Below are 25,619 nucleotides of genomic sequence, written 5' to 3' on the forward strand. Positions count from 1 at the left end.
AGGCTCTGCACTTGATCGCTACACCGGCACCTGCATGTCCTATCGTGGCAGCAGACACCGCCCGAGCCGCCATCAGCATCTCTCGACGCGCCGGTCATTCGTGCCGTGGCAAATTCGTTCGATTTGCCGCGGCCCGTTCGAGAGCTCGGCGGCTATGCTATTGAGCTGATGAAGCGCTGGAACTTGCGTTGACCGGAGCAGATTGAATGCAAGATGCTCCTTCCGAAACATCGAAAACAGTGAGACTCCTGCCGAGTTCGTTGCCAGCGCATAATCCACCACAAAGGCAGCGGCGATCTCGGTGAGGTCGCCCCGGTATCCCATCTCGTGAAGGCCGTTCAGTATTTCTTTCTCCGATCCTAGCCTTGCGACAAACGGATTGACGCTCGAAAATGATCCATACGTGACAAACGTCCTGCGCAGCATGGTCTCCGTCGATCTCTGAAGATTCGGCTCGAACGGATTATTCGCGATCTGTATCAGCCGGTAAGGTAGCGATTCATGGAGGCCGTCAATTCCGCCCTCGTTATTGCCTGCAATCGAAATTGCCCGGGCCTTCCCGTCCTGGACGATGCGCTCGACCGCTCGAATGATGTCTTCGCGAACGACCTCTTCGCGGGTAGGACGGTGGAGAGCAAGCACATCGACATAATCCGTGCGAAGTCGCCTCAAGCTGTCCTCGATGCTCGTCCTGATCAGCTCGGCCGATAGCGGCACCTTGAAGGGCTTCGACTTCATTGCGGAGAGGCGCGGTTGGATCCCGGGAAACGCCGCAAGAGCGGCGCGCGCCATCGGCTTCAGGATCCGCATAGCGGCGGAGGTATCACGCGGGCGCATCCCGACCTTTGTGCAGATATAGACGCTGCCGCGCTTCGCGGATGCGAATTGGCCCAAAATCGACTCGGCCATCCCATCGCCATACGAAGGTGCCACGTCGTACCAGGTTATTCCGGCGTCGTACGCGCGCTCGAGCCCCTCGATCCCCCTGCGAGCCCCAACGCGCCCTCCGAGCGACGCGCAGCCGAAACCGATGCTCGATACGTTCGCGCCGAGAGCATCAACACGGACCATCTTCATCGCAAACACCCCTGACCACGCCGTTTGCGCTCAAGTCACCGACGTCGATCGTGCGACGCCGCGTACTTCCAAGCCGACGGCCACGTCCGGCAAGCCGACGCTGAAACAACTCTGCAGGTTTGCCTCGCTTCATCTTCATGCAAATGGATGATGACGGGGTTCGCTGGGACATTACATACGCTACGCCCCTGGAATTTGAGACAGTGGCGAGGATGCACGGAGTAATCCGTTCGAGCGGCCGGTGGCGGCTTGGCTCCGCCGCCATCGTCAGGTGCGCTCATTTGCGCAGTCGAGATGCGGCGCGATTGAGAGTTAACTTGCTGCGATCGGTGGCGCCTTGTTCGCCGTTCGAAACTCCATCAAACTTGGACAGCGAATGTCATCTCGCTCAGAGCAAGTTGCCGACGACGTTCTGGTGACCGGAGCTGCCGGCTTCATCGGTTTTCATGTCGCCCGTCGGCTGCTCGATGAAGGGCGCCGCGTCGTCGGATTGGACAACATCAACAGCTACTACGATCCCGCCCTGAAGCGCGCGCGCCTCGACATTCTGCGCCGCGATCCGCGTTTCTCCTTCGTGCAGATGGATCTCGGACATCGGTCGACGATGGCCGAGTTGTTCGCAAAGCATCGTTTTGCGAGAGTGATCCATTTAGCCGCTCAGGCCGGCGTCCGGTATTCGATCGATCAGCCGCACGCCTATGTCGACGCCAATCTCGAGGGGTTCCTCAACGTCCTCGAAGGCTGCAGGCATAACGCCTGTGGTCATTTGATCTACGCATCGTCATCGTCCGTGTACGGCGCCAATGCGGAGTTGCCATTTTCGACCCGGCATAAAGCCGACCACCCCGTCAGCTTCTATGCCGCGACGAAGAAAGCCAACGAGCTGATGGCCCATTCGTACAGCCACCTGTACCGCCTCCCGGTCACCGGCTTACGGTTCTTTACGATCTACGGCCCGTGGGGCCGGCCCGACATGGCGATATTCCTGTTCGCCGACGCGATCGTCAAAGGCAGGCCGATCAAGCTCTTCAACCATGGCAGGATGCGGCGCGACTTCACCTATGTCGACGATGTCACGCGCGTCGTCTCGCGGCTGATCGAGCGCGCTCCGGAGGACAACGCCGATGCGGCGGGCGCACCGGCCAAGCTCTACAACGTGGGCAATAACCGCCCGGAAGCGCTGATGCACGTCCTTGACTTGATCGAGAAGGAGCTCGGACGAACCGCAGCGAAGGAGATGCTGCCGATGCAGCCTGGGGATGTTCCGGAAACGTTTGCCGACGTTGGCGATCTCATGCGCGATACCGGGTTTTCGCCCTCCACCCCTATCGAAACCGGTATATGCAATTTCGTCCGCTGGTATCGCGACTATTACGCGATATGACCTTTTCGAGATGATGTCCCCCAAGGGCCGAACCGTCCACACCCGACCGATCGGCGTGTTGGTTGCAATTTCTGCGCGGCGGTGATGGACGACCAGGCGGGAGTTGAGAAAAGGGCGCGGCCCCGGCGGGGGCATTGGGGATTCGCAGGGCCGGGGCCGCAGCGCTGCGCCGAAGTGGGCTCCGTCGACGCAACATCATCGTAGTCCTCGAGAAGCAATTGTTCATTCTGAATTCGTGGTCATACCGATCAACGTCGGAGTACCCATCAATGATGATTGAGCCCTCCTAGAATAGCCGCTTGCTATGCTCCCCCCGGCGATGCGAAATCTCGACCGTGATGCGGGGGGCTCGCTGCAGTCATCGGAATGTTCGCGTTGTCCGGAGACGTCCATGCCGCGGTATTTCTTTCATATCCACGACGGTCATTCAGTGCTCGACGATGTCGGACTTGATCTCCCCGACATTTCCGCGGCACGGACCACTGCGATCGAATTGAGCGGCGAGATCCTCAAGCACGACGTGATGGACCCACTCCTTCATTACATTTCCTGGCAGGTGGAAGTCAGCGACAGCCCCGAGCTTGGCGGCCGGTCGCTGTTCGTTCTTCAGTTCTCTGTCGAGGGATAAGAGAGCGAAAACGCTGCTTTGCCGGCGCTTGCGCAATCTGACGGTGCAATAGTCGTTCGGCTGCGCTTCGAAAATGCCCGCATATCGCGCTGCAACAGCGCGAGCTGATATCTAACGTCCCCCGGGCACCGGATCCGATCCAGCACGCGCCGGTTTGTCCTGCGCCGAATTGGCGCGGTCATCCTGCGAGATGGCGAGGGCAGCAAGCGCAGTGCGATTGCCGATTTCAAGCTTCTGGAAAATGTTGTGGAGGTGAACCTTGATGGTGCCGTCTGCAATGTTGAGCCGGCGGCCAATTTCCTTGTTGGACAGACCACGAGAGACCAGTCGCATGATCTGCCGCTCGCGCTCGGTGAGTACCGCGAGCGCACTTTCCGGATTCGGACTGTGCTCGCGAGGCGCGGCCTGATCGGTGGGCGATAACGGAACAACGGTCTGGCCGTTGGCAATGTCTCGCAAGCCTTGCACCACGGCTTGGCCAGTCATCTCCTTCAGAAGGACGCTGTACCCGGCGGGGGCGCCCGCCAACACAAGATCGCAGTCCTCGCTGGGCGCGAAGAACACAAAGCGCGTTGGTCGGCTGTCCGAATGGCCGAGCGAATTGTTCATCAGAGCGGTCAGCTCCGGCATTGCCGCATCCATGATCGCAATGTCGGGCGCAAGCGTCAAAATTGCCTGGATGCAGCTCGCAGCATCGCCGCAGGATGCAACGACCTCGAAATCGGGTTCTGAACCGAGAACACTTGCGAGACCCTGCAAGACCATTGGATGTCGGTCTGCAATCACTACAGTCGCACGACGCATCGGGCGCTCCCTAACCTGCCGCCCCCAAAATTCCCGCGATTGAAGCTACGGGCCCCCGCCCTTGCCGCTCCAACATTAATTGATCACCAACAAATAAACTTCGAACAATTCCCTAAAGTATCATTTGGCGAAGCGGACCTATGAGGCAAATAACCGCACGAGTCTGTGATCGCAATATACATCAAGTTCGCCGGATCAAAGGGCCGTATGAACCCGGTGGTCTCGGCTCATAAAAGCTGGCGAGCGGTCTATCCATTTGCAAATTTGGCAAATCCGAAATCATCGCGTTGGAGCAAGGCTTTCGCGAACGGATTCACCCGCTCACGGCGAACATTCAAAGGTTGAATCTGTATTCTCTTTCGCTCCCAAGTCAATCTCCGACGACCGTTCACCAACAGCTCGGGGACCCATCGGCCTATAACCAAAGGTATATAGGCAAAATCGAAAGATCGAATCTAACCTTCAGCAATTATTAACTAAACGGCGCCCGGCTTCTGCAAATCAGAAAAAACGGGCCATGTGACGCTTTGTTCCTTTTCCTGCGTGTTTTTCATTCAAGTTGTGTCATTGCGTTGGTTGCGGAGGGTAAGATGAGGAGGCGGCAGTCCTGCAAAGTTGTTTTGATCGGACGAAATATTTTGCTGCGAGAGGGAATTTCACAAATACTGCATGCGGCAGATTTTCAAATTGCGGTGTCGGCCTCGAGCACCGATGAAGTTACAAGCACACTCCAGGCACATCAGCAGCTCCTGTTTGTTATTATCCACAGCACCGGCGAATTCGATGCAGCCCTGAAGCACATCGGATTTGTAAGAGAGCACTATCCGGACGCGCGCGTAGCGATCGTTTCGGACCACTACCGGCCGGATGAGTTGATCGCGGCCTACAAGGCCGGCGCCAGCGGCTATTTCGTCGACGTCAATTCATGCGACGCATTCATCAAGTCCATTGAGCTCGTGACGATGGGCGAGACGGTGTTTCCACCGGCCTTCCTGTCATTCGTGCTCGATAGCGGTCTAGATCGCGAGCCTCAGCTTCAGCCCGCGATCGAAGAGCGATCAAATCTCCTCGTTGCGGCCGAAGAACGGATAGCACCTCATCTGTCACCGCGAGAGCGGGCGATTCTCTCCTATCTGATCGAGGGCAATTCCAACAAGTGCATTGCGCGAAAGATCGATATTGCCGAGGCGACCGTGAAGGTTCACGTCAAGGCGATCCTGCGCAAGATACGGGTCCAGAACAGGACGCAGGCCGCAATTTGGGGAATGAACAACGGATCACTGGTGCGGGTCTCGAATGGTCACGCGCTGCCGTTGTCAATCGATCGGGAACCTACGCTCAGCCTTGTGCCAAGCGACCGCGGACGTCACGAAATCGGCGCCTCGGAGCCGGACTAGCCTGGCCGATCGGCCTGACGTCCCATCAAGCCCTCAATAAATTCCGGGCGGCGCCCATACGCGCCGCCCGGCTAACCGCGCCGGACTGATCTCTCGAGCGAGAGGATCAGAACCTGCCCGTGGATCGGCAACATTTCGCGGGGCGTCTCCTGCATTCAAATGATGCGCGCGGCGACCGAGCAGCTAGAACGCATCGTCGAACCAGTATTTCTGGTCGCCGCAGGAACCTGGTGACCGGCAAGCATCGAACCTCATAGCGGTCGCTTGCCCACCTGGATGATCCGAGCCCCCTGCTTGCCATGGAGCATGATACGGATGTCTCCGTCCCACTACACGCGAATTGGCCTGGCCGGCGCCGCGGCCGTCGTGCTTGCACTGGCGGGCATCGCTGCCGCACAGACGCTTGGAAAAACCAAGCTGACGACTGCCAGCAGCATGAACCTGCCCGACTATCTCGTTCCGGTCACCGACCCCGACACCGGCGCCACGATCGTCCGGATAACAACCCCGGGGCCCTTGGGCGCTGGCTTGGCCTGTCAGCGAGCCTATTGCACCCACCGATATTCGAGCGCGCAGGCCTGGAACGCCGACCAGACTTTGCTTCTGATCGCCAACGGCTGTAACGGGCTCTGCTTTCTGGACGGACGGACATACGTTCCGCTGTTCCGCCGGCAACGCGAAGACGAGTGCGAGTGGCACCCGCGCGATCCCGAGCGCATGATATGCGTGATCGGTCGCAAGATCTCGCTCTGGACGCCGAGAACCAACGCCGAAGAGATCATGCTGATGGCCGATGGCTATCGCGGCCTTCAGTTCGGACCGGGCAAGGGCAATCCCTCTCAGGACGGCCGGCGCATCGCCGTGCGAGGCACGCGCGCCGACGGCGTCGTTGTCGCATTCGCGTTTGACCTCGTGAGCCGACAGAAGTTTCCGGATATCGAAGTGGGAAAACTGCCCGGGCGAGACGGCGTTTGCGAGATATCTGCCCTGGGCAGCTACATCAGATGCAGCCGATGGGTCGACGGAAAGGATGAGGCATTCATCTTTACCGTCGCAGGCGATCTGGTGCAAAGCTGGACCGAACATCACCGTCCGAGTCATGGCGACATGGCCGTGGACGCCGACGGACGCGAGGTATACGTCGGAATCAGCAAATCTGATCCCGACATATACCAGGTGATCAAGCGCCGGCTGGATGACGGCGTGGTGACCGCCCTTGCTCCGCGTGGAGAGGCCTCGCATGCGTCCACGCGCGCGATCCACTGGCCCGGCTGGGTGATTCTAAGCTATGGCGGCGATCCAGCCGAGATCGCCCAGCTACCAAAGTTTGCGCCGTTCGCTCGGGAAGTCATTGCTCTGCGAATTGACGGCAGTGGCGAATTCCGACGCATTGCGTACACACGCAACGTCCCGCACGACTACTGGAACGAGACTCACGGCTCGCCGTCGCCCGACGGTTCCCAGGTGATCTGGTCGAGCAATTGGGGGGTAGCGGGCGGCCCCGTGTTCGACTTCGTAACACGTCTCGATGGCCCTGATCGGACCAGCGCCTTGTCCCGATAATGATCAGCGGCGGCTCCGTCAGGCGTGACCCACGCGAGCCAGTGAGCCCGCTGCCGATGTACGCGCTCGCGCCCGGATCGCCTTGTTGGCTGCCTTGATAACCGAGGGACGCAGGATCTGGAGCGCGTCCCGGATCGTCGCCCCCCAGGACTGGTGGCGAAATCTTCCGCGCAATCTTGCAACCCGTAATGCACGCACGACCGTTTCGGGATCCGGAAGTCCTTGCTTGTCCTCGACCAGGCTCCAGGTCAGATTCTTGAGATCAAGGGTCTCCTCATCGATCTGAGTGAACGATTTGGACGCGGTAATGTTCTCGTGATCCGTCATATCGTAGAAGATCAGGCCGTCGTCGATCGCCACCATGTCGCCATGACAGGCGAGGTCGACGAAGAACAGCTGGTCCACTCCCCACCTGATCGACTTGTAGTTTCGCATTAAGCAACCCGCCTGGATGACCTCGCTGCTGATCAGCAGGGTCGACGGCACGATCCCCAGCACCCGGGTCTTGCCGACCAAATAGAGATCAGTCAGGCACTGCTGGCTCGAATACAGCGTAACCTGCCCTCCCCGGCGGTATTTTATGCCTTCATCCTGAACGAGATGAGATGTGGAAGTCATGAACGCAGCGGCGGGGTACGTCCTCGCCAATTCCGCAAAAGTCTCGAGCGATCCCGGCACGAGCCAGTCGTCGTCATGCAACACTTTGATCCAGTGGCCGCGACAGGCGAGCATCGCGCTGTTCGTATTCTCAACCTGGCCCCGTCCTCGGTGGTTCTCGACAATCCGAATACGGGAATCGCTCCGCGCGTATTCAGACAGAATGCTCCAACTGACGCCCTTTGGGCCTTCGTCGTCGCTGATCACCAATTCCCAGTCGGAGTAATTCTGCTGCAGCACGCTTTCGATCGCACGGCGTATCATATCCGGTCGACGGAAGGTTGGTATGGCCACCGAAATCATGGGGCGGGCGTCCGGATCTCGAATGCCCTCCGACCCGTCGGGCTGCAACAAGTTCATCGCTTTTCCCTCAAGCTCAGCTCGATGAACGGTATGCTGACTGGAACGCCCAGCCATCCTTCATTTGCATGATGGTATCGATCGGTCGATTCTAACTCTCCCGGCGCCGCCGTGTTTCTGCCAACCGAGCTGACCGCGAAACTTCGCGCCTCGGAATGATCATCGTCATGCAAATGAAGGATGGCTGGGCGCTCCGGTCAGCCTACGCTCTCCCGAGCAGCTAACCGCTAGAGATGGGTGGCCCCTTGCACAAATTGCATCAACTGCTCACTCGCATTCGAGAGGAGCCCGACAAGGCTCGGTTCCTGCTATCGCGCGGACTGTGGGTGAGCGGATTGTGCCGCTTTATCACCTTCGGCTTTCCCGCCGGATACAGAATGCGCTTCTATCCCAGCTCCATGTCCGCAGGACTCTGGCGCAACCGAAACCTTCGCGCCGATGACGCCGACTTCGTCGGATCTTACCTGCAACCCGGAGAAACCTTCGTCGATGTCGGCGCGAATGTAGGACAGCTGAGTCTCGCGGCGGCCATGCGGGTTACCCGATCCGGACGAGTCATTGCTATCGAAGCACATCCGCGCATCTGCAAATACCTGCTGGGCAACATTCGCCTGAACGGATTGACCGTCGAGGTCCACAACACGGCGATCGGCAGCACCGAAGGCGAACTCGTCTTCACGGACTTTCGGAGTGATGACATGAACTTCGCATGCGCTACGCCTCCGGCCGGCAGCGCGGCGCTCCGAGTACCAGTACGAACCCTCGATTCGATCGTCGAAAATCGGGTGATCGACCTTCTGAAGGTCGATGTCGAAGGATTCGAAGTCGATCTCCTCAAGGGCGCCGCCCAGACCATTTCCAATTGCCGATGTCTGTACATAGAGGATTCCGAGCTCAACCTTCGGCGGGCCGGCACCTCGCGTGCGGAGCTGTATGACCGGCTGACCGATCACGGGTTTGAGCTCTTCCATCTCAGAGCGGGACGACTCGAGCCGGCGTCTCCCGACATACCGGGCCCGGACGACGATAACCTGATCGCCGTCAGACCATCCGCCTTGTCGGACCTGCTCGCGCGGACCGGCCTTCGGCTTGCACAGCTCACGTCCCCATCGCCTGTAGATCGGCGTCTCCCGTCGGCGCGGCTTGCGTGAGCATCCATCATCCGCCCACAAGCCACGCGCATCACAGCCGGGGTCCGGCCCCACGATCGGGCTCCATGCGTCGTCTATTCCGCAAACGCGAGCTGTTCATGCAAACCCTCCTTCGATTCCGCGACACTTCAGTCAACGTCATGCGAACGAATGATGGCGCGAACCCCACTCCATCCTACGATCGAACCGAAATAGATTGCACAGTCGTCGCGACGATCTTGCCCTTTTTAAAATGAATTCTGGACCGAGGAAGTTCTTCATGGCCGCGAAACCGGCGACCGGTCCGACGCGGACAGGAGCCCTTGTTCGTGCGGCGGCGGGCGTCTCCGCCCTCGCACTCACCGGCCAGCTCATGCTCGTAGCGGCCATTCCCATCCTCACCCGGCTCTATTCGCCGGAGGATTTTGGAATCTTCACGATCTATCTCTCAATCGTGAACATCGTCGGCGCGATAGCCGGACTTCGCTTCAGCACGTCTCTTTATGTGGTCGAGGACAGAGCTCACGCGCTGGTCGCGCTCAAGCTCACACTCGTGGCGGTCTGCTTTACGACCTCCGTTGTGCTCACCGCGGGATACATGCTGTCGGACGTCGTGCCAGGACGACTGCAACATCTTACCTACCTCGTACCCATCGGGATGGCCGCGGTCGGCGTTGCCGACGCAATGAACTGCTGGTGCTTGCGCTTCAATCATATGCGTGACTTCGGCATGGGCCGCCTCATCCTGCCGGCGTCGATGGCACTGCTCCAGGTGAGCTTCGGCCTTGCGCACCTCGGGGACGATGCAATGATCCGAGCCCACATCCTGAGCCAGGCTGTGCTGATCACATTTCTCTGCGTCCGGCTCCTGAAATGGGAGGACATCCGCCGCATCGCGCAAGCCTCGTGGGGCTCGGTCGCGGCGACGGCGCGGCGAGAGTACAAGTTTCCCCTGTTCGAGCTGCCCTCGGCCCTTGCGGGATTCGCGATCATCAATCTCCCCGCAATCTTCATAGGCTCGCTATTCGGTACCGCATTTGCCGGGCATTTTGGCGTCGCCGCCCGTCTCGTGACGGGTCCGGTCACCCTGATCGCCTTGCCGCTCAGCAATGTCTTCGTGGCCGAGGCCAGCAAAGACTTCGATCGTCATCATCTGCTCGGCACCGCATGCGGCCTGTTGGTCGTTGCGGCCGGCCTGATCGTTCTGCCGGTGCTCGGCCTTGGATTTGTCTCCCCCTACGTCGTCGTTCCGCTGCTCGGAGAATCCTGGATACCTACGGGTCAGATCATGGGCGCCCTGGCGCTCATGTGCGCCGCACAAGCCTTGTCGACGCCCATTCAAGAAGTCCCGACGCTTTTTCGTCGTCAGGAACTGCGTCTGCTGGTCGATCTGGTGCGGGCCGTGTTCGTATTTGCCCCGCTCCTCATCGGTGCTCATCTCGGCCTCGACCCGTTGCAGGTGATATACATGATGGCCGCCGGAGGAGCTACCGGCTACGCCCTGGGAATTATCGTGGCGCTGTTTCTCTTGAATGGGCCCGGCGGCGCGCGGACGTCGGGCGCGCCGATCAATGGGCCTGTGTGACCCAGAGGGTCGAAAGAGCACGCCCCGAACGTCGCGTCCGCTCGAGGAGGCGGGACATGGAAGACAGATGCACTGGGGCGAAAATAACCGATTTCTTGGGCGCGACCATATGCTTCATGCAAATGAATGATGAGAGGATTTTCAACGTCTTCATACTCCAATTTTGGAGCTCGGCCGGTCGGTTGCATTCCAATGAAACTACGACCATTGATTGATACAGGCGAGGATCTGGCTTCTCCGCCCTCGTGCATTGCGGCGGCGGCGCCGCCCGTGCTTTTCCTACTGCCCGGCTCACTTGGTTATGGAGCCAGCCTTGCCGCCCTGACAGCCTCAATGCGCGAAATTGCACATGTCGTTCCGATCCGCTACCCGGATCTCGGCAAGATATTGCAGGGTCAGGACAACGTTTGCGATATGGCTGCTGCTGCCGTGGAGCAGATCAATCGCATCCAGCCACGGGGCCATATCAGACTTCTCGGTCATTCCCTCGGTGGGGCGGTCGCCTTCGAGGTCGCGACGCGAATGTTTGCCGCCGGCCGCTCGGTGAAGTTCTTCGGAATTCTCGACACCAGTCTCATGGGCGAGCGCAGTTCTGCATGGGAGACGTTGACCCGCACGATCCGTCGAATCCGCAACAACCGGGTCACCGCGCCCCGGATGGTCTGCCGTGCCCTCGCCAAGGCAACCGTTGCGCTCGGCCATCAAGCTAACCTGGCCCGGATGCTCGATCGCCGCACGAAGGGGCAGTTCGATCTCACGTCTTTCAGGCTCAAGCAGGAATTGCAGGAAGTCTTGCGCGCGAAGGCCTACTTCCGCTGGTTGGCGGAGCCGAAATCGATGCTGCCGTTCTCCGCCGTTCTGTTCCGATGCCAGCGAAAGAAGATGCCGCAAACTTTGGGATGGGATCGTGCGTTTGCCCAGATCGATGTCGTCCCAAGCGCAGGCACTCACACCGATCTGGTCATGCCGCCTTACCTCGCGATGAACTTGCACCTCGTCCAGAAGGCGCTGTCGCAAACCTACTCACCGGCCGAGTTCCCCCAGAGAGAGGCGGATTGTTCACGTGACCTTGCAAGCAGCCCACAGCCAAACCGAACCCGCGTTCAGTAAAGACGCCCTGGTCCTGGATGCGCCATCGGAGGTCGCGCGCATCGTCGCGTTCTTGCGCGACCGCGTCCTCGGCGTACTTGGCCGACGCGGAGCCATCGTCGGACTTTCCGGCGGCATCGACAGCTCCGTGGTCGCAGCGCTCTGTGCACGCGCATTTGGAAATACGAAGGTCCTCGGTCTGCTGATGCCCGAGCGCGATTCGTCTTCCGATGCGCTGAGGCTCGGCCGGACGGTTGCTGCGCAGCTGCGCCTCACGACAGTCGTCGAAGACATTGCACCGGCGCTCGAAGCATTGGGTGCATACCGCCGGCAGCGAGAGGCGATCCAAGCCGTCGTACCCGAGTACGGAACCGACTGGAAATGCAAGCTGGTACTCGGCTCGGGTTCGGAGAGCGCCGGCATCAACATCACCCGCCTGACCGTACAAAGCCCGGACGGCGAAACCTCCACCGTGCGTCTTCCGCCCGAGGTCTACCTGCAGATCGTTGCTGCAACCAACTACAAGCAACGGGTCCGCAAGATGACCGAGTACTATCACGCGGACCGCCTGAAATATGCCGTGATAGGTACGCCAAACCGGCTCGAGCACGATCAAGGCTTCTTCGTGAAGCAGGGTGACGGGGATGCGGACGTCATGCCGATTGCGCATCTCTACAAGAGCCAGGTCTACCAACTGGCCGAGTACCTTGGCATCGACGACGAGATCAGGCGACGGCCGCCGACGTCCGACACATTCTCGCTGCCGCAGAGCCAGGAGGAGTTCTATTTCGCTGCCCCCTATCGATTGACAGATGTTTGCATGTACGCGGTCAACCACGGCATTTCCGCCGACAACGTGGCCGAGGCCGTAGGTATAGCCACAGCGCAGGTGCAGAAGGTCTTCAAGGACATCACCTCCAAGCGTCGCGCGACGCGCTATCTTCACACCCCGCCTCTGCTCGTTGATGCGGTAATCGAGGACTAGACGGCATGTGCGGCATCGCCGGCATCGTGGTGCTGAGTGCGAACGCTCCCAGTCCTTCGCGGAAAGCGCTCTTGCGGATGGCCGGGGCGCTTGCACATCGCGGACCGGACGAACGGGGCCTCTACCGGGACCAACGCGCGGGCCTGGCGCACGCCCGGCTCTCGATCATCGACATCGCGGGCGGGCAACAACCTCTCTCCGATCCCGGCGGGCCCGCCTGGATCGTGTTCAACGGCGAGATCTTCAACTATGTCGAGCTGCGCGAGCAGCTGATCTCGCTCGGCCATCGCTTCCGCACCCGCAGCGACACGGAGGTCGTCATTCAGGCCTATCGCGCCTGGGGCGAGGCAGCATTCGAACGGATGAACGGGCAATGGGCGCTTGCCATCTGGGACGCCTCCGCCGGCCGCCTCGTCCTGTCCCGTGACCGGACCGGAATCTGTCCGCTCTATATCTGCAACCATCAAGGCCAACTCTACTTCGCCAGTGAGATCAAGGCCATCTTCGCGGCAAATCCGGCAATCCCTCGAGCGCTCGATCCAGCGGGCATCGACCAGACCTTCACCTTCTGGAGCAGCGTGCCGCCGCAAAGCGTGTTTCAGGGGATCACGGAAATTGAACCGGGACACGTCCGTAGCTACCTGCGCGGCGCGGTCCGGGACCGCGCATTCTGGACTCCCTGCTATGCGACCCGGTCCGACGAGCATCGCATTTCGTCCGCTGGCTGCAATGACGATGTGATCAATGCCGTGCGCAGCGCACTGGAAGCGGCTACGGCGCTACGAATGGTGCGGTCCGACGTCCCCGTGGGAAGCTATCTCTCCGGTGGCCTCGACAGTTCGCTTGTTGCAGCACTGGGAAGCCGGTTCGCAGGCAGGCGCTTCCAGACGTTTTCCGTGCGCTTTTCCGACGCTGAGTATGACGAGACCTCCTATCAGCGCCTAATGGCACGCACGATCGCGAGCGAGCACCACGAGCTCATGGTCTCGCGGCAGGATATCGCCGAGGTATTTCCCAAGGTCATCTATCACACTGAGCGGCCAATTCTGAGGACCGCCCCTGCACCGCTGTTCCTGCTCTCAAAGCTCGTGCGCGAGCGCGGCATCAAGGTCGTGCTGACCGGCGAAGGCGCAGATGAAATGTTCGCCGGCTATGATGTGTTTCGGGAAGGCAAGATCCGCCGTTTCTGGGGCCGCCAACCGGCCTCAACGCGGCGCGCCGCCCTTCTGAGCCGGCTCTATCCCTACATCTCGCGATCGCCGGTCCACATGCAGGCCATCGCGCTCAAGTTCTTCGGACACGGCATTTCTGCCCCAGATGCGCCCGGCTTTGCTCACTCTCCGCGTTGGCGCAGCACCAGCGCGATCAAGCGCCTGTTCTCCGAAGACATGCGCGCGGCGACTTCGCGAGCCGACCCGGTGACCGAATTGCTCGATCGTCTGCCGCCGGATTTTTCCCGCTGGACGCCGCTTGCACAAGATCAGTACCTCGAGACCAAGACGCTCCTGGCCGGATACCTGCTCTCCTCCCAGGGAGACCGGATGCTGATGGCGCATTCGGTCGAGGGACGCTTTCCATTCCTTGACGACGACGTCGTCGAGCTCGCGAACTCCCTTCCGGACGCCTGCAAACTTCGTATCCTCGACGAGAAGCACGTCCTTAAGCGCGTCACCCAATCGCAGGCTCCACCAGAGATCGTCACACGCAAGAAGCAGCCCTACCGGACCCCCAATGCGCTCTGCTTCGTCGACAGGGATGCCCCCCCTTATGTCGACGAAGCGCTTTCAAGCGCAAGCGTCCGCGCCGCCAACATCTTCGACCCGGTGGCGGTCGAACGGCTGCGCACCAAGTGCCAAGCCCATGCACACGCCGGCGATGGCGACCTGTCCAATTTCGACAACATGGCGCTCGTCGGCGTCTTGTCCACCCAGCTCCTGTTCCAGCAATTCGTCGCGGACCGGCCGGAAGCACCGCACCGCCTCGAGCTCAGCGTGGACGTCGACCACCAGGACGTACCGGGAGTTTACGCATGATCAACAATCCTGTGCCGCTCCTGCACGATTACCTGATCAACGCGGCCCATCAAAGCGGCGCGAAGGTCGCGCTCGTCTGCGACGGTCATCGGGTCACCTACGACCAGCTCGAGGCGTGGTCGAATGCGGTCGCGCACCACCTGGCCGAGGCCGGCGTCGAGCGCGGCGACCGTGTGATGATCTTTGCCGATAACACCGTCGAGGCAGCCGTCAGTTTCTGGGCCGTCCTCAAGGCCAACGCGATCGTATGCCTCATCAATCCTCTCACGAAACCCGACAAGCTCGGCTATCTCCTCAATGACTGCCAGCCGACCGCGCTCATTACGCAAACGCGCCTCTATGCGACGTTCCGCGAGCCTGCACGACATTGCCCGTCCTTGCGCCGCGTGATCGTGTCCGGCCCTATCGACGACGTCGATTTGAACGCACTGCCACATGCGGTGCGATGGAACACCGCAACGGCCACCGAGCACGACGCAGCACCCGCGCGCCGTTGCATCGATATCGATCTCGCCGCCATTGTCTACACCTCGGGCTCGACCGGCGAGCCCAAAGGGGTGATGCTGACACACCGGAACATGATGACGGCGTGTACGTCGGTTTCCTCCTATTTGGATGTCCGTGACGATGACGTCATCCTCAACGCTCTGCCACTCGCCTTCGACTACGGCCTGTATCAGATGATCATGGCCGTACGCGCCGGAGCACGTCTTGTTCTCGAGCGCTCGTTCGCTTTCCCCGCCGAGACGCTTCGGCGTGTTGCGGAAGAGAGAGTGACGGGTTTTCCCGGCGTGCCGACGATGTTCTCGACTCTGCTGCAGCTTGAGTCGTTGAAGAGTTGCGATTTATCCAGCATTCGCTACGTGACGAGCACCGGTGCCGCACTGCCGGTCCGGCACCTGGTGCAGCTGAGGCACACGTTCCCCGGCGCACGCATCTACTCCATGTACGGTCTTACCGAATGCAAACGCTGCACCTACCTGCCGCCGGAGGACCTCGATCGTAAGCCGTCGAGCGTAGGCATCGCCATCCCAAATACCGAAATGTGGATCGTCGACGAGCATGACCAACGGGTCGGCGCCGGCATCGCCGGACAGCTGGTGATCCGCGGTGCGACCGTCATGAAGGGTTATTGGCGAAAGCCCGAAGCGACTGCGAAGAAACTCAAGCCCGGACCGCTTCCCGGCGAGCAGGTGCTTTACACCGGCGACTACTGTCAGATGGACGCCGACGGATATCTGTACTTCGTCAGCCGGAGCGACGAGGTCATCAAATCACGCGGCGAGAAGGTCGCGCCCAAGGAGGTGGAGAGCGCTTTGCTGGACATTCCCGGCATAAGGGAAGCGGCAGTCGTCGGCGTTCCCGATGATCTGCTCGGCCACGCGATCAAGGCATTCGTGGTCATCGACCAGGGGCGGCCGATCGACGCCAAGCAGATCCAGCTTGAATGTCACAAACGCCTCGAGAGCTTCATGGTCCCCAAATACGTCGTTATCGTGCCGGAACTGGCGCGCACGGACACGGGCAAGATCAACAAGAGAGAGCTCATCACCGGATAGCTAGTGGACGACCAATCGACGCACCCGCTTTCATATGGAGCACCAACGCAATGACACTGGTCTTGGCACCCGACCGCTGCAAGGAGCAGATCCGCGCTTTTCTGACATCGAATTTCTACATCAGCGACATCGCGTCGCTGAACGACGACGCTTCCCTGCTCGACCAGGGAATCATCGATTCGACCGGAGTGCTCGAGGTGGTCGGGTTCATCGAGTCGACCTTCGGCATCGCCGTCGACGACAATGAGATCCTGCCCGAGAATCTCGATTCAATTCGGGGCATGGCACGTTACATCGCCAGCAAGGTTAACTTGGCCGCCGATACCTGACCGACCGGCGCGTTCGGCAAGCGGAGGAAACGAGCTGTCCTGTGACTCGATCGCGGCTTGGCACTCCGGGGCTTCACCCGGCCGCCGGGTGCGGTGTTTTTTCGCCCTTCGCGAACCCTTCCGCATGAGCTTCCTAGTCAAGGCGAATTCCGTGTCTTCCGGAGAGGTACGCCTCGACTGCACGACTGCGTGGACAACCCGCCGGCCTTCCTCTGCCGTCCGATTCCAACGCTCTCATGCAAACGAACGAAGACGCAGGCATGGTTTGCTCCTACCTTTTTCCTGAGAAGCATATCTCGTTTTTTTTGAAGCGTATTTTTTTGAGTACATGGAGGTTCAGATGAAAGCGGTAGTTCAGTGCGGCGGCAGAGGAACTCGACTTCGTCCACATACGTCCATTTTGCCAAAACCTCTCATGCCAATCGGCGCCCGTCCCGTCCTCGAGCTCGTTCTCAAATGGTTGAGACGGAACGGGATCGGAGAGGTCTTCGTCACCACCGGTTATCTGGGCCATCTGATCCGCAGCGTCTGTGGCGACGGCAGCCAGTGGAACATGCAGATCACCTATACGCAGGAGCTCGAGCCGCTCGGCACGATCGGTCCGCTGTCATTGCTGCGAGAACAGCTCAACGAGCCGTTCCTGGTCCTCAACGGCGACGTCCTGACAGACCTGAACCTGAACCAGCTGATCCACAATCACCGAAAATCCGACGCCAACATCACCATCGGAACCTCCGTTCGGAGCACGAAGATGGACTTCGGTGTGATTGATGAAATCGATGGACGCGTGACCGGCTTTCGCGAGAAGCCGGAGCTGACGAACCTCGTCAGCATGGGAATCTACTGCATGAATCCGGTCGTCCTCGAGCGCATTCCGTCGGGCGTCCCCTTCGGATTCGACGACCTGATGTTCCAGATGCTCGAGGAAGAAGCCCGCGTCAACGTCTTCAAGCACACTGGCCTGTGGCTCGACATTGGCCGGGTCGAGGACTTCCTGAAAGCCCAGGACATTGCGTGGGACGAGCAATCGACTGCATTCGCAACTGCGGCTGCGTGACGCAGCGTCACCCTTCGCATGGGGAATGAACGGGAAGAGGAACACATGCTGTTGGTATCAGAGCCGGCCCTGGGAATTGACGAGAAGGAAGCTCTTGTTGCCGCAATCGATAGCGGCTGGATCACCATGGGGGATCGCGTACGGGAATTCGAGCAAACGTTTGCACGCATGCATGACGCCGAGGACTCGGTTGCAGTCGGATCATGCACGGCGGCACTTCACCTCATCCTGCATGCGCTCGGCGTCGGCCCCGGCGATGAAGTCCTCGTTCCATCTCTCACGTTCGTCGCCACGGCCAATGCCGTGCTCTACGTCGGAGCACGGCCCGTGTTCGTCGATGTCCAATCCGGGACCGTTCCCCTGATGTCCGCGGCCGACGCGCTCCGCAAGTGCACTTCGCGGACGAAAGCGGTGATCCTCATGCATTTTGGGGGTTACCTCGCTGATCGAGAGGAGTGGCAGGCCTTCGCTCGCAGCAAGGGTCTGCTCCTGATCGAGGATGCCGCGCATGCGCCCGGCGTCAAAGGGGTCGGCACGTTTGGCGATGCAGCCGCATTTTCCTTCTACGGCAACAAGAACATGACGACGGCTGAAGGCGGCGCAATCATAACGCGTCACCGGATCTTGAACGACATGATCAAGCGCGCCAGGTCGCATGGCATGACCACCAACACGCGCCAGCGCCTCGTCAGCCGCAGCCCCGAATACGATGTGACGCTTCTTGGATTCAACTACCGCATGGACGAGTTGCGCGCTGCGGTCGGCCTGGTGCAGCTGCGTAAGTTGACAGGCTGGAACGACACCAGGCGGCATCTGTCGCTGCACTATCGGCGGCGGCTCGCCGAGCGTTGCCCTTCGGTCCTGGTGCCATTCAACGCGTCGTGGGTATCGGCCCACCATCTCATGCCGGTCCTTCTCCCTGCGGCAAGCGCGCGGCAGCCCCTGATCGAGCATCTCAGCAAGCGCGGCGTTCAGACGACCATTCACTATCCCCCGGTGCACAGGTTGACGTTCTACCAGGATCAGTATCCGGGCATCAGCCTACCCAACACTGAGGATTTTTGCGGACGTGAGCTCACCTTGCCGCTCCATCCCGCGATGACTCCCGCCGACGTCGATCACGTGGCGGACAGCCTCGCGGATGGACTACGGGCAACCTGTCCCGCGGAGGTCGAACAGGCATGAGCGAAACGGTCAATGCGGGATGCGCTGGGCCGGCAGCTCCGGCCGTGCGCTTGCGGCGCCTCGTCGATTTCCTCTGTGCCGGGATGGCCATAATCGTCTCGTTGCCGATCCTGTTGGTCATTGCGCTTGCAGTGTGGATCGAAGGCGGGCGACCGATACTGTATTCGCAACTTCGTCTCGGGCTGAACGGGGCGCCGTTCCGCATGTACAAGTTCCGGAAGTTCAGAGCCGATTGCGACGATCGCGGAAGTCCGCTCACGATGGTGAACGACAACCGCATGACGACGATCGGCGGGCTGCTGGCTGCATTCAAGCTGGATGAGCTACCGCAGCTCTGGAACATCCTGCGGGGTGACATGTCTTTCGTCGGCCCGCGGCCCGAGACGCTCGTATTTGCCGACTGTTTCAGAAACGGATTCGAAAAGATTCTGGAACACCGGCCAGGCCTCGTCGGGCCATGCCAGGTTCTCTTCCGCCATGAAAATGAGCTGTTCCCGCCGGACGGCAATGTGGCGGATTTCTATCGGGAGGTCCTGTTTCCCGCCAAGGCGAAGATCGACCTGGCATATTATTCCAATCGAACCGTCACGTCCGATCTCCGGTGGATCGTTCAGGCCGTCTGGATCGCCGTGGGGGAGCCGCTTCTCAACCGCATGCGAAGACCCCGACCGGACAGCCAGAGCGGCGTAGCGCCAACTGGCGGATCTGTCGGTGCGAACTCATTTCAAAAGTAGACGGGTGATCAAATGGCGACTGAAAAGCGAACTGTGCTTCTGGTAGGTGGTGCTGGTTACGTGGGCTCAGTGATCACGGGCCATCTCCTGAGAAAGGGTTGGCACGTCCGCTGCCTGGATCAGCTCATCTACAAGAACGAGAGCTGTGCCTGGCCTTATCTGAGCGTTCCGCAATACGAATTCATGCAAGGCGATATTCGCGATCCCCGTTTCGCCAATCAAGCACTGAAGGGTGTGGATGACGTCGTCATCCTGGCCGGGCTCGTCGGCGATCCGATCACGAGCAAGTACCCCGACGAAAGTCACGCCATCAATCGGAATGGCGTCGCGTCCTTCATCGACGCGATGCAACATCATCCGGTCGATCGGCTCATCTTTGTGTCCACCTGCTCGAACTATGGGCTCGTGGAAGAAGACACAGCCGTCGACGAGAATTACCCGCTCGCACCACTCTCCCTTTACGCCAAGCACAAGGTGGAGATGGAGCAGAAGATCCTGGGTCTCAAGGGAAAGGCTGGATTCCATCCAACGGTTCTCCGCTTTGCGACGGCCTTTGGCCTTTCCTCGCGAATGCGCTTCGATCTCACGGTGAACGAATTTGTGCGTGAACTGCACCTGGGAAAAGAACTGCTGGTATTCGATCCCAACACCTGGCGTCCTTACTGCCATGTTCGTGATTTTGCCCGCGCGATCGAGGAAGTGCTCCGCGCGCCCACCAGCAAGGTCGCCTTCGAAGTCTTCAATGTGGGCTGCGAGGAAAACAACTTCACCAAGCTGATGGTCGTTGAGGAGATCATGCGGCACATTCCGCGATCGAAGGTGACCTATCAGGAGCGCGGCGCCGATCCCCGAAATTACCGCGTGAATTTCGACAAGATCCGCCGGGTATTGAATTTCACGCCTGAAATCAGCGTTCAGCAAGGGATCAGCGAGATCCTCGCTGCCTTGAGCCAGGGCCTGTTCGACCACGTCGAGGAGCAGAGGCACTTCTTCGGAAACTACGAGATCTTTCTTCCGACCGCCCGCATACCGGATTTGAAGATAGCCGGCTGAGAAGGATCTTCTATCAGTATCCCTAAATCGCGAGCGACGAAGGCTCGGTTGCATCGGGAGTTCGTCCATGAAATGCAAGAAGCAAGGCAGGTCCTCTTCCACCCTCCTGCTGGGTCCATGCGCAGCGGTTCTGTTTTTCGCGACAAGCGGGCTATCCCTTGCCGCGCCATACAAGCTCGGACCGGGTGATACCATCGAGATTTCGATCGGTGGCCTCCCCGATCAACGCAACCGCACGCAGATCCAGATCGACGGCACCATCCCTCTCCCGGGAGGGGGGACGGTTGAAGTTGCCGGCCTGACCCCGGCGCAGATGCAGAACCGCATCGAGACGCTGCTGCAGGCACGGATACTGCGTCAACGCCTGACCGACGGACGCGACCAGGCATTCGTGGTCAAGCCCGGCGACGTCATGGCAAGCGTCGTGGAATATCGGCCGGTCTATGTTTCCGGCGACGTGCTCACGCCCGGACAGCAGACGTATCGGGCTTCAATGACCGTGCGCCAGGCCGTGGCAGTGGCCGGCGGTTTCAGCCTGTTGCGATCGCGTGGCATGCAGCCCGGCGCCACCGACCCTGCGGATCTTGTACGGGACTACCAGTCTCTCGCCACCGAATACACCAAGGAATATTTCCATATCGTCCGAACCGGCGCGGAGCTGGATGGCCGCGACACGTTCGACGCCACGCCTCCAAGCGACATTTCGCTGCCCGCGAGCGTGATCGGTTCGGTCGTTCAAGCCGAGAAGGACTCTCTGAAGACCTCGCAAAGCGACTACCGCACGGAACAACGCTTCCTGGACGACGCCGTAAAGCAAACGGACGCGCAGTTCGCTACGCTCAAGAAGCAACAGGAAGGTGAAGAGAAGGGCGTGCAGGCCGACGAAGAGGAGCTCGAACGGGTCATGAAGGCGTTCGGCTCCGGCCTGCTCGCAAGTCCTCGTGTCAGCGAAAGCCGGCGCGCCCTGTTGCTGTCCTCGACCCGGCGCCTGCAGACGAGCGTCGAACTCATGCGGCTCCAGCGTCAGCGTGAGGACTTCGTGCGGCAGGCGGGACGTGTCACCAGCCAGCGCACGATCAATCTGCTCAGGGAGCAGAAGGACTCGAACGTTCGATTGGCGGACTTGCGCGTGAGAATGCAGGCGCTCAGCCAGAAACTGCAGCCCATCGGCGGCTCGGGTGCCATCCCCGTCAATTCAGGCGAGCTCAATCCCGACGTGGTCGTCGTGCGGCGGCTCGGTCAACAGTGGGACAGGATACCCGCATCCGTCGACTTCGACGTGGAGCCAGGCGACGTGATTGAAGTCACATTGCGCCCTGCGCCGGCCTTCTCGAATTGAGCACGAACAGAGGTACTCCCTTAAGAGTAAGCAGGGCGCTCCTTCCGGAGTAGCTTCCGCATACCTCCATGGCTGCTCCCGGGAGGCTTAAACCCGCCTTGCTACCCCTTCAACCCACGTTGCTACCTCTTCGTTGATCACAACCGGGTCGATGCCCGGAAGATCGGCAACTTTCACCCCCTCCGACGGCCGCGGGGTTACCCCCCATTCAACGTTGCCATGCTTGGCAGAAGTTGGGAATCTTTGTGGCACGTTCACTCCATCGGGTCAGCGCGGCCGGGGGAATAAAATGTTGAACTTAAGCCAAGCATTGCCAAGGTCTACCATTGCTCTACAGCGTCATTCTTCTGAATCAATATTCAATATTTCAAGTCCCGTTTCATCTGCTCATTCTGACGCCCAGAACCCCAAGCAGGACGGCTTGCGCGGGGTGCTCGCGCGGATCGGCTGCGGACAGGTCTTGCTCAGGCGCGGCAAGGTCATCGAACTCAGTCCGGCCGGCCGCGCAATATTGGAACGCGAAGCGCGCGTGGATGCGAGCCACGAAACGCTCTATGGCGCCGTCAAGCAACTGGTTCACCGCGCCGGCGCACAGTTTCCGGCAGGCTCGACTTCCTGGTTGGCGACATCCACCAAGGAAGGATTTACCGCGCTGATCAACCAGGTCGCGAATGCATGGTCCGACGAGACCATCGCATTGATCCTGCTGGATCTCGACGCGCATCCGGAGCCTTCGCCGCGGACGTTGCAGCGGTTGTTTGGATTCACCGCTGCCGAAACCCAGCTTGCTCTCGAGTTGGCGCGAGGCAACAACCTGATCGACATTGCTCGTTCGCGACGATTGAGTCGAACGACAGTACGCTCCCAGTTGGCTTCCCTGTTTGTCAAAACACAGACACGCCGGCAAGCAGACCTGATCGCGTTGCTGGGCCGCCTCGCCGTCCTGCCCTAGCGTGCACGCGGAATACGGTGTCGCGTTGTCTCGACTGGTCGGACATCGACGTGCTTCGCGGCGCGTTCGGCAAACATGCACTCGCGCCGCGTCGTCTTTTCAGCCCTGTTCGAGCACGTCCGCCAACCGCTCACTTCCGCTGTCATGCGAATGAATGAAGACAGGCCGCAGCCACGTCCTAACCTGATCCTGTCAAACTTTCGCCGGGAAAACCGGGGGCCTCCGCGAAGATTCACATCTTGCCGGGATTGCTCAAAGGGCTGGAAGGAACCAACATGGCGCTGCACTTGCTTTGCGTAGGAGGCGAGGATCACGCTCTGCGTATCCCGTTCCTGGCGGCTCTGCAGAGCCGCGGCCTCCGCGTGAGCGCGGCCGGCACTGGTGCAGTCTCTGCATTCGCGAAGACCGGAATCCCGTATCATCAATATCAGTTCGACAGATTTGGCGTCGGCTTTGCCGATCGCGCGGCCATGGGCCAGCTGGCGCGGCTCGTGAAGAGCGCTCGGCCCGACGTGATCCAGACGTTTGATACCAAGCCCAACCTGTTTGCGCCGCTGACGCTTCGCGGCTCCGTACCCGTTGTGCGCACGATCAACGGAATGGGATGGGTATTCTCATCGACAGAACTGAGAGCCCTGGCCTTCCGCCCCGTCTATCTGGCGATGCAACGCCTGGCTGCTTGCTGGACTGCGGCGACGGTTTTCCAGAACAAGGCCGACAGCAGCTTCTTTCAACGACACCGCCTGCTTGGAAAGAGCTCATCTGTCATCATCGGAAGCTCGGGGATCGATGTCGGCGCTTTCGAAGCGGCGCAGGCGCGAACGGCCCCGCCTGGCGAGCTGCGCGCCGAACTCGGGCTGGGCGATGCCGAGATTGTCCTGACAGTAAGTCGATTAACTGTCCAAAAAGGAATCACAACGCTCCTCGAAGCGGCCAAGCTCGTGCATGAGGTCCGCCCGAATGTCCGCTTTCTGCTCGTCGGTCCGCGCGAAAGCGAGGGTCCATTCGCGGTAGGTCAGGCGCTGATCGAGGCGCACGCACCATATGTGATTGCGACCGGCGCCAGATCGGATATTCCCGCGCTTCTGGGTATCGCCGACCTCTTTGCCTTTCCGACTGAGTATCGTGAAGGCATTCCCCGTGTTCTTTTGGAAGCCGGATTGGCTGGCGTGCCAATCGTCGCCTCCCGCATGCCGGGGTGCGATGACGTGGTCCGCGAGGACTGGAACGGCAAACTTGTAGCGCCGCGCGACCCGCGCGCGCTCGCGGCCTCAATTCTCGACCTTCTTCAGGATTCCACGCGTGCAAAGACGATGGGTCAACGCTCGATCAACGTGGTGCGCAAGGAGTTCGACCTGAACGTCGTCGCCGATCGCTATGCCGAGCTCTACACGCAGCTGCTTTCCCGCAGCTATTCCAGCGGCTGGCGGGCGGCGGCGCACAGCAGCAGTGAAGTACAATGATCGGCAGTGCCCTTCTTGCGCTTGGCCTCGTGCTTGGGACAGCCTCGCAGCTGCGTCTTCCCAGCTTCCCCCTGGGCATCGGGGAAGCCTGCCTCGTCCTCTGGCTCGGTCTCGCATCCCTGCATCTCTTGGTCGGCTCAAGAATTTACAACCCCCAAGCCCTGCTCTGGCTCGTTGCATTCTGGGGCTGCTTTGTCTTGATTCAGAGTTTCGGGGGCTTCCTTGCATTGCTGCGCCCGGAGATCGTCGACCCAGAGCTCGTCGTGCACGACATCTTCGCATATCTCCTCGTGGCGGCCCTCACTTGCCTGGTGGCTGCAACGTTGAGACCCGAGGATACCCTGCGCCAATCGCTGTGGTTCCTGATCGGATTCTGGATCGTCGCCGTGGCGGTGCAACTTGCATTGGGCTGGGGCTATCTCAGCATCTCGTCGGTGGATCCATGGTATTGGGACCGGTTCCGCGGGTGGTCGGAGAATCCAAACCAGCTTGCAATCTACTGTGCGGTCTTGACACCACTCTCGCTTCACATGGCTCTGACGGCCAAGCGGTTTGGCCGGATCGTCGCAGTGTTTAGCTGCATCGTAACATTCGTCGTCGGCCGGCTGACGAAGAGCGATACCTTTCTTATCTCGATGTCGCTGTCGATCCCGCTGCTCATTGCGCTGCGCTTGCGAAGCTGGCTGACATCACCCGAACATCGATGGAGCCTGCGTTTCGCAGCTGCAGCGATCGTCGTTGTGGCCATAATTCCGCTCTCGCTCTCACTGCTTCCCTACGGGGTGGCAACGGCGAATGATGTCGAGGGGCTGGCCGCCGGCATGATGAAGGATCGTGGCGGTGAGGCAACGAAGGCGACCGCCAATCTGCGGCTAAGTCTTTGGCAAGACGCCTTGCATGCCGGACTGGAGTCCGGGTCGCTTGGCCTTGGACCCGGGCCACATCTGGAGAAGCCAAGCGGAATCACGGACAAGGGCGTAGCGCTTCCGGTGGAAGCTCACAGCACTCTTCTGGACGTGTTTACCCAAGGCGGACTGCCTGGCGTGATCGCCATTGTTAGCCTGCTTGTCGGCACGTTTGCGCTCCTGCTTCGCGCGCGGCTCGACGCCTTGGCTGTCCTGATCTTTGCACTCGCCGTCTTCAGCATCAGCCATTTCATTCTGCGGCATCCGACCGTGTGGTTTGCCGTCACGCTGGGCCTCATCCTGGGCTCGGATCGGCGCTCATTGGCGCATGCGCGAGTTGGAAGTTAAGTC

The 25,619-nt window shown here is 60.2% G+C and carries 22 protein-coding genes; 19 read left to right on the forward strand and 3 right to left on the reverse strand.

Translation table 11 applies throughout. From position 1 onward, the window contains the following. Positions 1-72: 72 nt before the first annotated feature. Entirely contained in the window at positions 73-1,077 is a 1,005-nt protein-coding gene (locus AC5ZFO_RS00380; RefSeq protein WP_496121011.1) for an aldo/keto reductase, read from the reverse strand. 376 nt (positions 1,078-1,453) lie between these two features. Here AC5ZFO_RS00380 and AC5ZFO_RS00385 point away from each other — a divergent pair, with 376 nt between their 5' ends. Both AC5ZFO_RS00385 and AC5ZFO_RS00390 read left to right on the forward strand, forming a co-directional pair. Then, positions 1,454-2,461 carry an NAD-dependent epimerase gene (locus AC5ZFO_RS00385; protein ID WP_282518953.1) on the forward strand — a complete coding sequence of 336 codons (1,008 nt, stop codon included), beginning with the start codon at positions 1,454-1,456 and terminating at the stop codon, positions 2,459-2,461. Between the two features lie 391 nt (positions 2,462-2,852). Beyond that, on the forward strand, positions 2,853-3,089 hold the full coding sequence (locus AC5ZFO_RS00390; protein ID WP_014496384.1) for a DUF6894 family protein: 237 nt from the start codon (positions 2,853-2,855) through the stop codon (positions 3,087-3,089). Positions 3,090-3,200: 111 nt separating this feature from the next. On the opposite strand, the gene AC5ZFO_RS00395 is transcribed toward AC5ZFO_RS00390, so the two are convergent. Continuing rightward, the gene (locus AC5ZFO_RS00395; protein WP_496121013.1) at positions 3,201-3,893 is read right to left on the reverse strand and encodes a LuxR C-terminal-related transcriptional regulator; all 693 of its coding nucleotides are present in this window, start codon (positions 3,891-3,893) and stop codon (positions 3,201-3,203) included. Positions 3,894-4,483: 590 nt separating this feature from the next. Between AC5ZFO_RS00395 and AC5ZFO_RS00400 the strand changes: the two genes are divergently transcribed. Together AC5ZFO_RS00400 and AC5ZFO_RS00405 are read left to right on the forward strand one after the other, a co-directional pair. Then, positions 4,484-5,290 (forward strand): LuxR C-terminal-related transcriptional regulator, encoded by an 807-nt coding sequence (locus AC5ZFO_RS00400; RefSeq protein WP_282518484.1) that lies wholly within the window; start codon positions 4,484-4,486, stop codon positions 5,288-5,290. Positions 5,291-5,605: 315 nt separating this feature from the next. Beyond that, positions 5,606-6,853 (forward strand): YncE family protein, encoded by a 1,248-nt coding sequence (locus tag AC5ZFO_RS00405; RefSeq protein ID WP_282518485.1) that lies wholly within the window; start codon positions 5,606-5,608, stop codon positions 6,851-6,853. Positions 6,854-6,871: 18 nt separating this feature from the next. Here the strand turns inward: AC5ZFO_RS00405 and AC5ZFO_RS00410 are convergent, their stop codons facing one another. Next, a complete protein-coding gene (locus AC5ZFO_RS00410; protein ID WP_282518486.1) occupies positions 6,872-7,870 on the reverse strand; it encodes a glycosyltransferase family 2 protein in 999 nt (332 codons plus the stop codon). 377 nt (positions 7,871-8,247) lie between these two features. Here AC5ZFO_RS00410 and AC5ZFO_RS00415 point away from each other — a divergent pair, with 377 nt between their 5' ends. The 15 genes from AC5ZFO_RS00415 to AC5ZFO_RS00485 all read left to right on the forward strand — a co-directional run bounded on the left by AC5ZFO_RS00415 (position 8,248) and on the right by AC5ZFO_RS00485 (position 25,616). Beyond that, positions 8,248-9,021 (forward strand): FkbM family methyltransferase, encoded by a 774-nt coding sequence (locus AC5ZFO_RS00415; protein ID WP_282518487.1) that lies wholly within the window; start codon positions 8,248-8,250, stop codon positions 9,019-9,021. A gap of 196 nt (positions 9,022-9,217) precedes the next feature. Beyond that, entirely contained in the window at positions 9,218-10,585 is a 1,368-nt protein-coding gene (locus tag AC5ZFO_RS00420) for a lipopolysaccharide biosynthesis protein (RefSeq protein ID WP_496121017.1), read from the forward strand. 192 nt (positions 10,586-10,777) lie between these two features. Then, the gene (locus AC5ZFO_RS00425; protein WP_282518489.1) at positions 10,778-11,695 is read left to right on the forward strand and encodes a thioesterase domain-containing protein; all 918 of its coding nucleotides are present in this window, start codon (positions 10,778-10,780) and stop codon (positions 11,693-11,695) included. Then, positions 11,649-12,659, forward strand: a complete 1,011-nt coding sequence (nadE, locus tag AC5ZFO_RS00430; RefSeq protein WP_282518490.1) for an NAD(+) synthase — start codon at positions 11,649-11,651, stop codon at positions 12,657-12,659. Before AC5ZFO_RS00425 ends, nadE begins: the two co-directional genes overlap by 47 nt. A gap of 5 nt (positions 12,660-12,664) precedes the next feature. Next, the gene (gene asnB / locus AC5ZFO_RS00435) at positions 12,665-14,692 is read left to right on the forward strand and encodes an asparagine synthase (glutamine-hydrolyzing) (RefSeq protein WP_282518491.1); all 2,028 of its coding nucleotides are present in this window, start codon (positions 12,665-12,667) and stop codon (positions 14,690-14,692) included. After that, the gene (locus AC5ZFO_RS00440) at positions 14,689-16,251 is read left to right on the forward strand and encodes a class I adenylate-forming enzyme family protein (protein ID WP_282518492.1); all 1,563 of its coding nucleotides are present in this window, start codon (positions 14,689-14,691) and stop codon (positions 16,249-16,251) included. Before asnB ends, AC5ZFO_RS00440 begins: the two co-directional genes overlap by 4 nt. A 50-nt stretch (positions 16,252-16,301) precedes the next feature. Beyond that, positions 16,302-16,580 carry an acyl carrier protein gene (locus tag AC5ZFO_RS00445; protein WP_282518493.1) on the forward strand — a complete coding sequence of 93 codons (279 nt, stop codon included), beginning with the start codon at positions 16,302-16,304 and terminating at the stop codon, positions 16,578-16,580. A 340-nt stretch (positions 16,581-16,920) separates the two neighbouring features. Then, on the forward strand, positions 16,921-17,637 hold the full coding sequence (locus AC5ZFO_RS00450) for a nucleotidyltransferase family protein (RefSeq protein ID WP_063986521.1): 717 nt from the start codon (positions 16,921-16,923) through the stop codon (positions 17,635-17,637). A 45-nt stretch (positions 17,638-17,682) separates the two neighbouring features. After that, on the forward strand, positions 17,683-18,822 hold the full coding sequence (locus AC5ZFO_RS00455) for a DegT/DnrJ/EryC1/StrS family aminotransferase (RefSeq protein WP_282518494.1): 1,140 nt from the start codon (positions 17,683-17,685) through the stop codon (positions 18,820-18,822). Beyond that, positions 18,819-19,556, forward strand: coding sequence for a sugar transferase (locus tag AC5ZFO_RS00460; RefSeq protein WP_282518495.1), 738 nt, complete (start codon positions 18,819-18,821; stop codon positions 19,554-19,556). The genes AC5ZFO_RS00455 and AC5ZFO_RS00460 overlap by 4 nt, the downstream gene beginning before the upstream one ends. Before the next feature lie 12 nt (positions 19,557-19,568). Then, the gene (locus AC5ZFO_RS00465; protein WP_282518496.1) at positions 19,569-20,609 is read left to right on the forward strand and encodes an NAD-dependent epimerase/dehydratase family protein; all 1,041 of its coding nucleotides are present in this window, start codon (positions 19,569-19,571) and stop codon (positions 20,607-20,609) included. 67 nt (positions 20,610-20,676) lie between these two features. Further along, complete coding sequence (locus tag AC5ZFO_RS00470; RefSeq protein WP_282518497.1) at positions 20,677-21,948, forward strand: polysaccharide biosynthesis/export family protein; 1,272 nt, start codon at positions 20,677-20,679, stop codon at positions 21,946-21,948. A gap of 289 nt (positions 21,949-22,237) precedes the next feature. Further along, a complete protein-coding gene (locus AC5ZFO_RS00475; RefSeq protein WP_144030703.1) occupies positions 22,238-22,900 on the forward strand; it encodes a helix-turn-helix transcriptional regulator in 663 nt (220 codons plus the stop codon). A 239-nt stretch (positions 22,901-23,139) separates the two neighbouring features. Next, on the forward strand, positions 23,140-24,363 hold the full coding sequence (locus tag AC5ZFO_RS00480) for a glycosyltransferase (protein WP_282518498.1): 1,224 nt from the start codon (positions 23,140-23,142) through the stop codon (positions 24,361-24,363). Further along, positions 24,360-25,616: an O-antigen ligase family protein gene (locus AC5ZFO_RS00485; protein ID WP_282518499.1), complete on the forward strand. Its 1,257-nt coding sequence runs from the start codon at positions 24,360-24,362 to the stop codon at positions 25,614-25,616. The genes AC5ZFO_RS00480 and AC5ZFO_RS00485 overlap by 4 nt, the downstream gene beginning before the upstream one ends. Positions 25,617-25,619 lie beyond the last annotated feature (3 nt).

This window comes from Bradyrhizobium sp. Unk1, assembly GCF_059512345.1.